Origin of the sequence: Corynebacterium cystitidis, from assembly GCF_900187295.1 — a bacterium.
Taxonomy (GTDB): Bacteria; Actinomycetota; Actinomycetes; order Mycobacteriales; family Mycobacteriaceae; genus Corynebacterium; species Corynebacterium cystitidis.
The window spans coordinates 2916031-2930408 of record NZ_LT906473.1 but is presented as its reverse complement, the minus strand read 5'-3'; the positions used below and the strand labels follow the sequence as shown (position 1 = coordinate 2930408).

The following is a 14378-nucleotide window of genomic DNA, read 5'->3' as shown; positions in this document are numbered from 1 at the left end:
TGAAACGTGGTGGTCCAGTTCAACCATATGGTGCTCTGCCGTAATTACCCTCCTAATTTCGTTTAATTGGGGACTGCGCGTTCATGTAAAGGGAATCGTTTTTTCGTAAGATTCTCATGAGCTAGATCTGGACGACCGTAGTTAATGAGGAGTAATTTGCGCGACCGGAGGCATATCCCGTGAGGACTAGAGCAGGCTATATTGACCGAAGTAGGCTGAAGAACTGGGCCGATTCTCGTCATTCAGAGTCTGAACTCCCGCGTCTGGTTCGTCGTCTCATCCTCGAAACGACACCGGGGTTAGTCCAGCTAGGTATGCCCGCAGGCGATGGAGTGGCGGCCGGGGATTGGGACGGTGTTGTTCGGGCAACCGAAGCGACGACTTGGGTTCCAGGTGGTTTGTCGGTATGGGAGCTGTCGGTTAATTCCAACCCCAACAGGAAAGCCGATGAGGACTATTCTAAGCGAATAGACACTCCAGACGGCACACCGACCGCTGAATGCACCTATATCGAAGTGATCCTGCGCCCTTGGACGGCAAGGGAAAAGTGGGCTACAAATAAGCGAAACGATCAGGTCTGGAAAGACGTCAAGGCTTACGGGCTTGATGATATCGAGACCTGGCTTGAGTCCGCCCCAATTACATGGGCGTGGCTGTCGGAAGAACTGGGGCTTTCTCCATACGGGCTTCGCACCGGTCTGACTTGGTGGCGAAATTGGGCAGCGCAAACGAATCCAAAATTAATACCGGAAGTTGTGCTCGCCGGTCGAACTGACATTGCGAAAAAACTTGAAACCCAGCTTGGTTCTTCCGGTTCCGTTACTACGATTGCTGGCGCATCGCCGGAAGAAGTGTGCGCCTTCATCGCTGCTATCGCCGTCAGCCTGGATAACCAGGGCAGCAGCCAGATGCTCGCACGGCTCGCATTCGTCGACGACATATCTACATGGAGGCAGTTGACAACCTCGTCCCAACCGCTCGTCTTGGTCCCTCGCAGGTCCGAGTTGGCAAACGAGATCCCCACCGGTACTGTGCATAACTTCTGTGTGCCGGTTTTCTCTAACGAAGGTGCCGACATCACACTTCCAGCGTTGGATTCTGCTGAGGCAGCAGTCGCGCTGACTAGCGCCGGAGTCACAGATAAAGATAGGGCCGACAAACTCGGTAGGCTCGCACGGCGAAGCTTGACCGCCATGCGGCGATGCTTGGCGGTAAAGCCCGTCCTACATCGACCGAACTGGGCTGATAGTCCGTCCCGAAACGTCCGATCAATCCTGTTGGCTGGCTCCTGGAGAGACAATACAGAAGAGGATCGTTCGATCCTTGAGGAGCTCACAGGAACCGACTACGAGTCGTTTAGAGAGGCGATCACAGAAGGAGCCGGCAATCCTACCGACCCTCTGGTAATCCGCACAGGCGAAACTTGGCATCTTGTCTCACCGGTGGATGCTTGGATGCTGTTGGTGCGGAAGCTGACTCACGAGGATCTAAAGCGGTTCGAGAACATCGTTGAGATGGTGCTCAAAGAGCACGATCCGGCCCTCGAGCTACCGCGGGACCAGCGGTGGAGAGCATCGATTGATGGCAAAACCCGTCGCTACTCCGGAAACCTCCGCCGTGGCCTCGCTCAGTCGCTTGCCCTCTTGGGAATATACGGCGAAAATGTCGTCTGTTCGGGTGGAGCATCAGGGGCAGACTTCGCAAACTATATGGTTCGGAAGCTACTCGAATGGGCGTCGATAGATGACACCGGAGAAGCGTGGCAATCACTAGCTGACATCTTGCCCCTCCTCGCTGAGGCTGGGCCGGACAACTTCCTCGATGCGGTCAGCGCAGCAACAGCGGGCGATGCTCCCCTATTGGCCACTATGTTCCAGGACAACGCCGACAAATCGGGAATCTTCTCGGGCGGAACTCCTCACAGCAACCTGCTGTGGGCGCTCGAGTGCGTGTCCTGGTCCTCTGATCATTTCGCGCGTGCGGTCTACCTCCTGGCACAGCTTGACGAGATCGATCCGGGTGGTCGGATTGCCAACCGTCCTGCGGCCTCTTTGGCTGCGATATTCCGCCCCTGGCATCCAGATAGCTCTGTCGATTCTGATCGTCGACTTTTTGTCCTCGACGAGTTGCGCCGAAGACACCCTGGCGTCGCCTGGAAGTTGGAGTGCAGCATGCTTCCTAAGCGGCACGAGACACATTTCCCGATTAACACACCCGCGTTCCGAACTTGGAAGCCAGACAAACTATCTGTGACATACGGCGAATTCTGGAAGATGACGACCGCAGCGGTAGAGCGTTGCATTGAAGATGCTAGTGAGGATGCGCAGCGCTGGTCAACGATCCTTTCTCACACGGCAGAGTTGCCACCAGCAGACCGGGCGCGAGTGGTGGATGCTCTCGATTCGATGGCCGATCAACCGCAGCTTGCGGCTGACTTTCGAGACACGGTGTGGCGAGCACTTGTGGCTATTATTGACCAGCATCGCGAATTTCCGGATGCTTCGTGGGTGCTTCCCGACGAGGAGCTCGGCAAGCTCGAGGCGTTAGCAGCGCGCTACCAGCCAAGGTCAGCGTATGTCCGACTGGTCGGACTCTTTCAATCAGGGAACCCGTATGGCCGTGCTAACCGGCGAGAGGACTACGAAACCTTTAAGCGCGAACTCGAACGTCAACGCATCGAAGCCATAAAAGAGATCGAAGCCGAGGGGGGATTCGATGCCATCACGAGACTTGCACAAGACGGGACGGTGCATAGGTCTGTTGGTTTTGCTCTGGCCGACGTCGGCTCGTCACATGACGACGAATTACTTAGTTGGCTAGCATCTGACGACCAGGATCTCGCCAGCACCGCGATGTCGTACTTCTCAGCCCGTTACGCCTTAGATGGTTTCGAGCTCATCACAGACTTCCTCAAACGGGACGACCTCACGGTTGATCAACGTGCTCGACTCCTGCTTGTCGCTCGCGACAACCTGCCGGAGGCGTGGGCTTTGGCTGCTGCGGACCCGGACCTTGAGGCCAGGTACTGGATGACATTCCAGACAATCGGTTTGGGGCAAAACATTGACAAGGTCGACGAGATTGCTGATCACTTGATCCGGGTTGGCCGCCACGCCGACGTTGTGCATCTCATGAGCATGTACACCCACGACGAGGCCGGTTCGCACCCCTGGCTAGCGGAACTCATTGTGCGAGCACTGGACGGGTTCCTGGCAGATCAAGCTCAATCGGCTGCTGCCCGTGATCTATCGTCCTATGACTTCCAACAGCTCTTCGCCTACCTCGAAGCTATGCGCGAGCACCTTGAGCCTGGCTATCTTGCTCGACTCCAATGGTCATACCTGCCAGCCCTCGGTTATGATGCGAGAGTCCCAGCGCTATCCGAAAGTTTAGCTGATGACCCTGAAAAATTCGTCGAGCTCGTGTGCACTGTTTACCGTGCCCGGACGAGCGGGGAAGACGAAGAAAGTACCGAGCAGTCTAGTGACGAAGAACAACCTGACGCTTCCCTAGTAAGCAATGCGTACCACCTGCTCAATACATGGGACACACCACCCGGCCTCGTTGATGGCGTCATGAATGCCGAGGTACTTCGAGCTTGGCTTGATCACGCTAGAGAGCTCCTGGACGAACGAGGCCGGACCGAGGTCGGCCTGCGGCAGATCGGTCAGGTTCTCGGCCACACCCCACCAGACGCCGACGGCACCTGGCCGGGAAACGTCGTCCGAAATCTCATTGAAGAAGTGCAGCTTGATCACATTGAATCCGGCTTGTACCTCTATATCCTTAATAGTCGTGGAGCTACTAGTCGCGGCTTGGAAGACGGCGGCGATCAGGAGCTCACGCTTGCTGCGGACTATCGAGCCAAAGCCAGTGCATTCGCCGACATTGCTCCTCGAGTGGCTAGTTTGTTTAGGAAAATCGCTATCTCGTACGAAAACGAAGCACGACGGCATGATGAAGGCGCAGAACGCTTCCGGCGCGGACTTCACTGAGCGGCATAAATCGTTTCACTCTGCCAGGTAGGGATCACCGACCCACCTCCTTCGCTGATTCGCTTCGAGCATAGCCTCACCCTTGGACATAGGAACGGTGCGGATCGAGTAGAATTTGCGAGAAAAGGAGACACGCTTGCACGCCGCCTAGCCATCGAGAAAAGACTACCCTCATGAACCCGCTCTTTGCTATAGGGCTAACCGGGCTCCTCGGTGCCGCCGCCACCTTCACCGTCCTTGTACTCGTCGGTGTAGCCAACCCTTGGCCAGCGACAATCCTAGTGGGCGCGATAGTCATTCTTCTGGGCTACTGGCAGTTCCGAAAGTTCAAGAAGGATTCCCACGATGTGCGTCGGGACTCAACTAATTAGACTCTTCTTACTTCAACGAAAAGCATTCCCTCCCGATTAAATCGAGCTTGAAACGCAGCCTATGCCCTGCGATTGAGCCGCATCAGTTATTTTCACCCGATTGATCTTTGAAGGAGACGAAGTTTCATTTGTCAAGATCACCTGTTAAGAGCGTGAATTTTGAGGGGGTGTGGTGATGGCCAGATCGCGCGGAACGGTGTCAGATTAGTTATCAATGCCCTTTTGGATCAGTCACTGGTAGCGCTCATCGCGCAGTGCCGCAACCTCCGCGGCAGCGCTGTGAACACAGTGGCCGAATCACCCTCGAACACGTAGCGCATCCGCCCCACAAACCCAGACGCAGTAGCTTTACTGCCGATCCGCAGCACCATATTGTGCCCATCAATGTCACTGACCCCACCTGACGTGAGGCATGTGGAAGCCAATCGTGGTCACGCCCCTGCACCCACAGGCCAGGCCCGCAGAACACGCTGCTCAAGCGTTTATTCAGCAAACGGATCAGGTTGTGCAGATCTACACGCGAAGTGGATACATCGTTTTCGTGGAAGGTGGTTGGCGAGCGGAAATTAACCATCACCGCATGCTGTGGCTCCATCTTCCGTCAGATGACCCAGTTTTTCGGGACACCCCACCTCCCCAAGCCTGAGCCAAACAACAGCCCAAGCATCACCCCTAAGCACCACCGCCCTAGTGCCCGCGCTCCTGGTTAATCGGCTCGCCGTCTTCAAAGTACGGTCGCAGGTGATTATCAAACAAGCTCAACGCCGCACCGATCGCCATGTGCATATCCAAATACTGGTAGGTGCCCAGCCGCCCGCCGAACAGTACCTTGTTCTGGGCGGATTCGGTAGCAGCCAATCGTCGATAAGCGACAAGCTTTTCCCGGTCTTCCGGGGTATTGATTGGGTAGTACACCTCATCATCGCCCTCGGCAAAGCGGGAATACTCCTTCACAATCACCGTCTTGTCGTTTGGGTAATCACGCTCCGGATGGAAGTGACGGAACTCGTGGATGCGGGTGTACGGCACATCAGCATCGTTGTAATTCATCACCGAGGTGCCCTGGAAATCACCGGTGTCGCGCAGCACCTCCATCTCAAAGTCCAGGGTGCGCCACCCAAGATGGCCCTCGGCATAATCAAAGTAGCGGTCCAGCGCGCCAGTGTAGACCACTGGCGCATCCGGCGAGTCTGCCCGCAGCTGGTCGCGTACCTCAAACCAGTCCGCGTTCAGCTGCACATCAATCAGATCCGACGCCACCATGTTCTCCAGCCACTTCGTGTAGCCGTCAACAGGCAGGCCCTCATACTTGTCGTTGAAATAACGGTTATTAAAGGTATAACGCACCGGAAGGCGCGAAATGATTGAGGCCGGCAACTCCGTCGGATCAGTCTGCCACTGCTTGGCGGTGTAGTGCTTCACAAAAGCCTCATACAAAGGCTTGCCAATCAGCGCGATGCCACGCTCCTCCAAGTTCTCAGCGTCGGCTGGGTCCATCCCCTCTGTCTGGTCCTTAATCAGCTGGCGCGCCTCATCCGGCGAATAGTACTTGCCAAAGAACTGGCTGATCAGGCCCAAGCCCATCGGAAATGGGTAGGCCGAACCATCGTGCATCGCAAACACGCGGTGCTGATAGTCCGTAAACGAGGTGAAGCGGTTCACATATTCCCACACGCGATCGTTCGACGTGTGGAACAGGTGCGCACCGTACTTGTGCACCTCAATGCCTGTTTCAGGCTCGGCCTCGGAGTATGCGTTTCCGCCCAAATGGTTTCGCTTTTCGACGACAAGCACACGCTTGCCCAACTCGCTTGCAGCCTGCTCCGCCACTGTGAGCCCAAAGAAACCAGATCCAACAACAATGAGGTCATAAGTCATGCCTTAAAGGCTAGCGAACCGGGGCCGGTTTCACCGAGCTGACACGGTTCCAATGGGTGAAGGGAATGGCTGGTGGAGCGAACCCGGAACAAAAACTCTTGCAACACTTGCCACAACACTACCAATTGTCACATTTATCACCTAGAATGCATGGTGGTCTATTGCAATAACACCAGCAACAATTTTCTCAGGAGCTTTACCGTGATCCAAAGACGCCGACTTTCCCAGTCCACGTCAACGTCCAACCCAGTATTGGTCGTTCTCGTCACCGCAGCGCTAGCGATCACCGCAGCGTTCGGCGGGAACTATGTGATGAAAACACAGTCGCTTGGCGGTGCCAATGTCGAAGTGATGAACCAGACGCAGCCGCTCGCGCAGGGCACATCCGTCGTTGTTGAGGATCCCGCCGTGCCAAGCCAAGGCGAAAGCCCAGAGGCCCAGCGCACCGTCAAAGAGTTCACTAATGACACTCCTTTTTCCATGTTCGCGCTGACCTGGGAAGGCGAAACCGACACCGCTGCTTTCGTGCGCGCTGAACGAGAAGACGGTTCTTGGTCCGAATGGTACGAATTGGACCACATGTATGAGGTGGAAGGCGCAGGCAGAAACGGCACCGAGCTGATTTTTATTGAGCCCACTACGCGCGTGCAGGTCAACATGTCCAACGTGGACATGACAGCGGGTGGAGCCAATTCTTTGCCCACCAACCACGGCGATATTCAGCCCGTTGCTGATGTTGTTGATGTTGCTGATGTTGCTGAATCAACCGGGCTAGCAAACCACGTCACTGACTTTGACATCGTGATGATTGATGGTGGAACCGGCACAGCACAAAACATTGCCCCTGCAAGCTACGAGGGAATGCCCACGGTAATCACCCGCGCAGGCTGGGGCGCACGCACCGATTTGCAGCGCAACCCCACCATTGTCTCGCCAGTCAAAACTGTCACGGTGCACCACACAGCAGGCTCGAATAACTACTCTGAAGCCCAGGCTCCGGGCATTGTGCGAGGTATCCAGGCCTACCACGGCGCAACCCTGGGCTGGGGCGACGTGGGCTACAACGCGCTGGTAGATAAGTACGGCAATATTTATGAAGGCCGCTATGGTGGCCTTGACCGTGATGTCATGGGGGCCCACGTCGGCGGATTCAACCACAATACCTGGGGTGTGTCGGTGCTGGGCAACTACATGAACGCCTACCCCACCCAAGACACCATCAACGCGCTCGGCGAGCTGGCGGGCTGGCGCCTTGCCCAGGAAGGCCAGGACCCCACCGGCAGCTCGTGGCTGGGCATGTCCGGCTCCTTCCCCGGATCCAAGTACTCCAACGGCCAGGGCGCAATGTTCCCCAATATTAACGCGCACCGCGACTTCCACTACAACGATTGCCCCGGCACCCACCTGTATAACCAGATGGGCACCATCCGCACTATCGCGAAGAAAAAGTTCGACTCTCTATCAAAGGATCCACTGGCAGATAAGGACTACGAGTCTGACATGACCTTGGGTGAGCTGTCCGCAGCTCTCGGTTCCTCTGGCGACAAGGAGTCCAATGATAATGCCACTACCCAGACCACTCGCACCGCTGACGGCACCACAACCACGGTGCACAACGCCAACACCGCCAATACCGCCAACCCCGCGAATAATGGCACCAGCTCCATCGGCGGCCTGCTCAATGGCGAGTCCGAGGCGATTGCGGCAACCGTCGGCACGCTCGCCGCGGTCATCCTGACTGTCGCCCTGGCAAACAACGCGCTAGCGGGCGAAACAACTTCGATCGCAGGGATCGAAATGTTGCCAGGGCTCACCCTAGATAAGATCACCCCATACATTGGTGCCGTCTTGCAGGTCGCCGGCAAAGACGAGTTGTCCAGCCTTTGGTCCTCCCTCGAACCATTGCTGGGCACCGCGAACGGCACAGCTACTGGTGCGGGTGGCGCAAAATACGCCTTCTACAACGACGGCATTGGGGTGTTCAACCCTGAGCAGGGTGAAGTCCACGCGCTGATCGGTAAGATCGCCGACGCATGGCTCCAGCAGGGCCTCGACTTAGGCCCACTGGGCTTGCCGGTCAGCGACCAGTACGCAGCTAACAACGGAGATGTGCGCGTGGACTTCCAGGGTGGGTCCATCCTGTACAGCGCCGAGAAGAACACCATCGACATCAACGTGAACTAGAAAGTTGGCTCGGGCCAATCCCCGGATTCCGCCACAGAAGGGGAGACGCTCTTTTCGGTCGACAAATCCGCTGTTGTCTCTGGGCAACGCAGCATTTGTCGGCCGAAAAGTGCGCTACGGCACGCGGCTCCCCGACTAATCGCGCAGCTGCCCCATCCGACAACTCTCCGATTAACCAAGACCCGGCAGTGTTGCTTGGTGCTAGCACCGGTGGTTTTTCGCCACCATCGTCTTAATATCCAAACTCCAATTCCTACTCGTAACCACGAAATTCTCTACAATAGTGAATCCGTCGTACTAAATTGAGCCAACTCGTGGCGAGTTAGTTCCCCACCCCGCCGCAGGTGCTCTTTTCGGCTGACAAATCGGGCATTTCTTCCTGACAACGAACACCGTGTTTATCGACCTGTCGGTGATATTGTACTGAAAGCGTTATGGAATTGTTTTGTTAAGGCGGGCATACTCTTGGGCGCACTCTGGGCATGGTTCTAGACCATCAGTGTCTCGATGACTGACCACGTAAGTGCCACACAATGCGCGCTTCGCTTCGCCGGTTTGTGCGGAATCCTCAATGTCTACCTTATGCAGGTAATGTGCGTGTGGATCCTCGGCAAGCAGACGAACCTCTTTTTTGTCGATGGAATCAGAAAGCTCTCTCGCCTGATTGCGCCAGAAGCCTTCTTCTTCACAGCAGTAAAAGAGCGAATTCGGCAGGGCATCCCAACGATAAAGGGGTGGATAGATCGCGTTAAGCACGAAAACCTGCAGCTGCCACCCTAACTTCGAACTGGACCATCGAGGTTGTAGTTTGAAGCGGATTGAGATTTCGTCGAGAGGGGATGTCTCATCCACTTCGATTCTAAAAGTAAGGACTTCACGTTCATAAGACGGAACTTTGGGATATTCCCCATCCGGTAAACGCACTGCTTGCGGCGACGGGTGCCCATCTAAAGCCGATAGAAGTCCTGCAAGAACCAAGCGTTGAATGTCCAGCTTCCAATCAAGATAGACAGCATTCGCCTTCTCAGCTAGAAGAAGCTTCCGATCTGTATCGTTTGGAAGAATAACTGCCGCAGTTTCTGGTGATTGGTGGTCACGCTCGATGCGTTTGTAGAAATCGTCGTAATCCCTATGCCCGCCTTTGGCTAATCCCACCGAAATGACCCAAGCAGTTCCAGATTCGTCTTTCCACACTCCACCTCGCCATTGTGAGGACTTAATTTCAAAAAGTGTGTATTGGGTCGCTGACTTAATGGTGCCTTCATGCCGATCTTGCCCCGGTTCACCGGTAAAACACTCGGCGGCTTTGATGAGGATCGGGTGATCGAGTTCAGATAGCCCGTAAAACAGAGCAGGGTCTTCTTCGCAGCGATCGGCAAGATAAGTGAAACGCGTCTCACCCAGATCCTCTCGCAAAAGTCTTAGGGTAGGGCGGGCGCGTTTCATACTCACTTGACCTAGATTACATCAGATCCATGAGTTCGTTGAGGGCCGCGTTCTCATTCTTGCTGTGGTTACTTCGGGCCTCAGCAAACAGCTTGCGAGCCGTTTCACGTTCCGCCATGAATTGAGTGATCGCGCTGTGTGGAATTCGTTTATGACTGCCCACCATCGCACAATCAAGGTCCCCCTCGCGGATCAGCTTGTTGACAAAGCTGCGACTAACACCAAGCAAGTCTGCGGCCTCGGTCGTTGAAAGAGGCTTAGCTGGCACAGTGTAAAGAACATCGCCGTCGGCAGCATTGCTGAGGAAAGTGAGCACCTCTTTGACCTTGGGGAGCTCAGCAATCTGGGACAGTTTACTCAGTTCTCCGCGTTCAGCTTCGCCAAGATGTGCTGCACTCAGGGTGGTATTCATGGAAAATCCTCGAGTAAAAGTGGATCAGATAAGTGTTTTAAATGACTTAACTGATTTAAGTGTACAGAAATCTGACTGTACTCGTTCTGTGGAAGTAACTCAAGACCGACAGCGCATACAGGAGGGAATTCTCACCCTGCCCGAGATGAGTAACAGGCGCGCCACTGTAGGAAAATTTAAGCAAATCGTAGCTTAGGCTGCCCTAAGATGGTGACTATGACCTTCATCAACATTACTGCTCTCAGTGCCCCTGCCGGAATGGAAAAAGAAATCGAGCAACGCTTCGCGGCCCGTCAGCGTGCCGTCGACAAGTCCCCCGGCTTCCAGGAATTTGAACTTCTGCGCCCCGTCTTCGGTGAAGAGCGCTACTTCGTTGTCACCAAATGGGACTCCCAACAAGACTACGAAGCCTGGGTAAGCAAACGCGATAAACGTGCCCACGAGGGTGACGAACAACGAGGCATGTCCGTTGAACTCTTCGGCTTCGAAGTAATCCAACACGAAGAGAAATAGCTCTGAGAAGTAGCTCACGCGCCTAACATGACCCTCCTCGTTTAGGGGCCGGTCTGTGATAGGGATGGCGTTTTCGCCGTCTAAGCGTCGATAAGCGTACGGCCCAACTGAGCGCACGACGGCGCCACATTCCAGGCCGGACTTATCGAGATAAAGGCAGACAGTACCGCTTAGGCTTTCCGCATAAATCCGGAAATCACGAACGACAAGATTCTCAAATATGAGTCCCATCGTGTTGAGATCCTCAATCAAATCTCGCGGACCAAAACCCAAGGCCGCCACCGCAATAGAAGGAACTGTAGAGCGTTTTAGCGTCACCATAATCCCGGACGTGAAAAATGCTGTTCTCTCGCATGTAAGGGTTACAGCCTGTGACCATCAACCTCGTGCACGATAAAACACGATCTCTTCGAGGCCTGCCTGAGCCCATGCTGTATGTGCTTCGCCTGGTAACGGTATTGCATAGTTGAGGCGCTAACTGCCACTGGCCGATAAGCCTCGGAACCTTCCAAAAGAAGTGTTGGGCCTTTTTCTGCACCACCTAGGGCCCTCAATCAACACCGCACTCTTTGTTTCGAGGCGAAAGGAAAGCTCCGAGTCTAACAGACGTGGAAGATACTTCGCGGACACTTTCTACCAGCGTGTTCCAGTGTTTGGCACGTTTTAATTCCAGTGTTTGGAACCCTGTATACGATATTGTGACTGCGGAACTACCTCGCCCCTCGCTGGGCATAACCTTAGTATGATGGCGGGAAGCCAGTGCACACCTCGAACAGGAATGGAAAGGCTTTAGATATGTCCGATGGCATCTTGACCCGTACTTTCCGGCCTCCATTTTTTGTGCCGGACTCCCTCGACGATCTTAAAGGGCCTGCTACAGGAACATTGGAGATCCCGCATTCGATTATCTGGGCTCGCCAAGAAAACGAAGTGGTCAATCTGTCGGATGAGGTACATGTGCGGGGTGTCTATCGAGAAATCTTGGGTTCTGCACGGCCAGATGATGTTGTGAGCCTGGTGAACAAGGAGCTGCTAGTTCGGCTGTGGCCGGTCACTTTCGATCGGCTTATTACCAGGTCATGGGAAGAAAAATTTCCGGAACTGAGATCCTAACGATGGCCTTGACCGAAGAGGAGTTTCAACAACGGGTCGCTGAGCTAGCGCTTCACGCCTCAGCTGCCGACAACTTCCTTTTGGCCGGCGGAAAAGCTTTACAAGCACACGGACTTAGCGGCCGCCCAACCCAAGATATTGATCTCTTCACCAACCAACATGACCTTGAGAAATTTGAACTCGCAACAGATGCGGTCGTTTCGTCCTTGCGCCACGAGGGTTACAACGTAGTAGAAAATTTACGCAATCCAGGTTTCGCCCGGCTGGAAGCAGTCGATGAAGGAACCGGCATGAAAGTTGAAATAGACCTCGGTATTGACTGGCGGAGCGACAGTGACGGCGTCTTACTGCCTATCGGGGGTGTTCTGTCCAAGGACGACGTCGTCGCCTCAAAAACCCTCGCGCTCTTCGGGCGCGCGTATGCCCGAGATCTGATTGACTTCGACAGCATTCTACGTTCCGGTCTTTATGATCTTCCTGGCCTCTTCGTTCTTGCCCAAGAACACGATCCAGGTTTTGATCCCCGCTATTTCGCTGACGCGTTGAAAGCTGCATCCCGACATGGTTACCGTGAGGTCATGCGCTATGGACTCTCGCTGGAGCAGTGGCAGACTATTACCGACCGCATGGTCAAAATTGCTGACGATATCATGCGTGAGCTCTAAAGTTTTGTTGGCTGGAGGGCACCCGGGCAGCAGGTTATTGCTCCAGTTCCGCGTCATGGACCACAATCGCAATGTGCACCCGGTTACTTACAGCGAGTTTGTCGAGGATTCGAGTGATGGTCGCTTTCACAGATGCGGCTGAGAAGTACAGGTGATCAGCGATCTCCTGGTTTGTTAGACCGGCGGACACCAGCTGAGCGACTTGAAGTTCACGCTCACTCAGTCCCGCCAGTTGGGCGCGGGCAACGTCACGGCGCGTATTTCCTGACTGGACAGTAGCTGCATGAACAACTTTCTCGACGACACTCGGAGACAATGATCTTCCGCCGGTGGCAACGTTTTCTATCGCAGTGATCATGTTCTGCGGCGGGGTGTCTTTAAGTAGAAACCCCGAAGCACCAGCTTGAAGTGCACGAAGTACCATCTCGTCTGCGTCGAAGGTAGTGAGGACGATGACTTTCGGCGGGTTCTCGCGCCCGAGGATTCTTTTGGTTGCCTCGACCCCGTCAACCCTTTCCATCCTGATGTCCATGAGAACAACATCGGGTTTGCACTTATCCACTAAATCGACGGCCTGATCCCCGTCAGAACCTTCGCCAACAATCTCAAAATTGCGCGACAAAATGTATCTGAGCCCGGCGACAACCAGCGGGTCATCGTCGATAATTAATAACTTCACCACGGCATCCACGCTTTCACCTGGAATTCCTCGTCGACAATACCGACTGTAAAAACGCCCTGGGCTCCTTCGACCCGCTCTCGTAAGCCGATGAGGCCGTGCTGCGTGCCCGGTGGGCGCTCGTTAACATCATTCGCCACCGGGTTAGACACGAAAACTCTAAGCCCCTCATTGTGTTCATCAACCAGTACAGAAACGGCCGCGTTACGAGTGGAGCCTGGAGTTTTGTTGAATCTGCTCTGTGATCTACTGCCGGAAGGCAGGTAGATCCTAATGGCCCATCGATCGCTGGAGGGGTCTTAATCCTTTGTGGTTGGTTACTGTGCGCGATTATCGTCATTTTTGTGACCAACCGCAGGAAGGTTGGCTGATGATACGCGCCTACGTGGTCAGGATTTTCTCAGTACAGACTGTCCAACGTGCGTTGCTAGCAGCCGTCCTGTGGGTTGTTGCCGCTTTTGCTCTGCAGTTTCTCCGATTCCAAGTCAACGACTCCGGGGTCACTTCCCTGTCAGTGACTGCGGGTGCTTCACTAGCCAGTTTTAGCAGTGTGATTGTTGCCTTCGCGCTGTGCCAGATGGAAATATCGTCAAGGGAGATAAAACTTGTCGCTCTCTTGTCGGGTAGCAACTTGAGAGCGGGGTTATTGACCTGCCTCCATATGCTCCTAGCCGGTGTTGCGGTAGTGAGCTTTCTGACAGCAGTGTTTATTTTGCTGCAACTTACAATCAACACCCCACCTGCAGAAACGGTGAACGCAGCGCTCTACATGCTCTTGTCGAGCCTCGTACTGTTCCTTATTGCCTGCGCCCTGACATGGCTTACGGATAATCTGCTCACTGCAGCGGCTATATTCTTGCTTGCTCCGCTCTTAGCATTCCCGGCGATTAGTCGTGTCTATCCCCCGGCCAGATTCTACTTTTCTTTCGATCCACTACGCCAGCTGATCAGCGGCGAAAATCAGCTCTTGAGCGCCGGGACGGTTCTGTCGTGGGTGGTGCTTGCAGCAGGGGTCAGCGTGTGGCGAGCAGTCGCACTGGTCAGGAAATAATTGCTGGAGACGTCGCCAAGCTTGACGACGGCATCGTCACCGTCCCGCTCTCTGCACTGACGGTGTACAAC

Annotated in this window: 13 protein-coding genes; 8 read left to right on the top strand and 5 right to left on the bottom strand. The window is 54.8% G+C overall.

What is annotated here, in order from left to right:
- The first annotated feature begins 179 nt into the window (after positions 1-179).
- From CKV99_RS13800 to CKV99_RS14905, 3 genes are all read left to right on the top strand, one after another.
- Positions 180-3995, top strand: a complete 3816-nt coding sequence (locus CKV99_RS13800; protein ID WP_143063426.1) for a hypothetical protein — start codon at positions 180-182, stop codon at positions 3993-3995.
- Between the two features lie 173 nt (positions 3996-4168).
- Complete coding sequence (locus tag CKV99_RS13795) at positions 4169-4366, top strand: hypothetical protein (protein ID WP_092258204.1); 198 nt, start codon at positions 4169-4171, stop codon at positions 4364-4366.
- Positions 4367-4778: 412 nt separating this feature from the next.
- A complete protein-coding gene (locus CKV99_RS14905; RefSeq protein WP_231910105.1) occupies positions 4779-5012 on the top strand; it encodes a hypothetical protein in 234 nt (77 codons plus the stop codon).
- 41 nt (positions 5013-5053) lie between these two features.
- Here CKV99_RS14905 and glf read toward each other — a convergent pair whose 3' ends face one another.
- The gene (glf, locus tag CKV99_RS13785) at positions 5054-6244 is read right to left on the bottom strand and encodes a UDP-galactopyranose mutase (RefSeq protein ID WP_092258207.1); all 1191 of its coding nucleotides are present in this window, start codon (positions 6242-6244) and stop codon (positions 5054-5056) included.
- Between the two features lie 201 nt (positions 6245-6445).
- On the opposite strand from glf, the gene CKV99_RS13780 reads away from it, so the two are divergent.
- Entirely contained in the window at positions 6446-8428 is a 1983-nt protein-coding gene (locus CKV99_RS13780) for an N-acetylmuramoyl-L-alanine amidase (RefSeq protein WP_092258210.1), read from the top strand.
- 432 nt (positions 8429-8860) lie between these two features.
- Here CKV99_RS13780 and CKV99_RS13775 read toward each other — a convergent pair whose 3' ends face one another.
- Both CKV99_RS13775 and CKV99_RS13770 read right to left on the bottom strand, forming a co-directional pair.
- A complete protein-coding gene (locus tag CKV99_RS13775; RefSeq protein WP_092258213.1) occupies positions 8861-9874 on the bottom strand; it encodes a DUF3039 domain-containing protein in 1014 nt (337 codons plus the stop codon).
- Positions 9875-9890: 16 nt separating this feature from the next.
- A complete protein-coding gene (locus CKV99_RS13770) occupies positions 9891-10286 on the bottom strand; it encodes a helix-turn-helix domain-containing protein (RefSeq protein WP_092258216.1) in 396 nt (131 codons plus the stop codon).
- Positions 10287-10502: 216 nt separating this feature from the next.
- Between CKV99_RS13770 and CKV99_RS13765 the strand changes: the two genes are divergently transcribed.
- From CKV99_RS13765 to CKV99_RS13755, 3 genes are all read left to right on the top strand, one after another.
- Positions 10503-10799 carry an antibiotic biosynthesis monooxygenase family protein gene (locus CKV99_RS13765; protein ID WP_092258378.1) on the top strand — a complete coding sequence of 99 codons (297 nt, stop codon included), beginning with the start codon at positions 10503-10505 and terminating at the stop codon, positions 10797-10799.
- 795 nt (positions 10800-11594) lie between these two features.
- Positions 11595-11912: a hypothetical protein gene (locus tag CKV99_RS13760; RefSeq protein ID WP_092258219.1), complete on the top strand. Its 318-nt coding sequence runs from the start codon at positions 11595-11597 to the stop codon at positions 11910-11912.
- 2 nt (positions 11913-11914) lie between these two features.
- Positions 11915-12577, top strand: a complete 663-nt coding sequence (locus CKV99_RS13755) for a nucleotidyl transferase AbiEii/AbiGii toxin family protein (protein ID WP_157728494.1) — start codon at positions 11915-11917, stop codon at positions 12575-12577.
- A 34-nt stretch (positions 12578-12611) separates the two neighbouring features.
- Here the strand turns inward: CKV99_RS13755 and CKV99_RS13750 are convergent, their stop codons facing one another.
- Positions 12612-13259, bottom strand: coding sequence for a response regulator transcription factor (locus tag CKV99_RS13750; RefSeq protein ID WP_092258381.1), 648 nt, complete (start codon positions 13257-13259; stop codon positions 12612-12614).
- Entirely contained in the window at positions 13253-13408 is a 156-nt protein-coding gene (locus tag CKV99_RS14435; RefSeq protein WP_157728492.1) for an ATP-binding protein, read from the bottom strand. Before CKV99_RS14435 ends, CKV99_RS13750 begins: the two co-directional genes overlap by 7 nt.
- A 170-nt stretch (positions 13409-13578) precedes the next feature.
- Here CKV99_RS14435 and CKV99_RS13745 point away from each other — a divergent pair, with 170 nt between their 5' ends.
- On the top strand, positions 13579-14307 hold the full coding sequence (locus tag CKV99_RS13745) for a hypothetical protein (protein ID WP_143063428.1): 729 nt from the start codon (positions 13579-13581) through the stop codon (positions 14305-14307).
- Positions 14308-14378 lie beyond the last annotated feature (71 nt).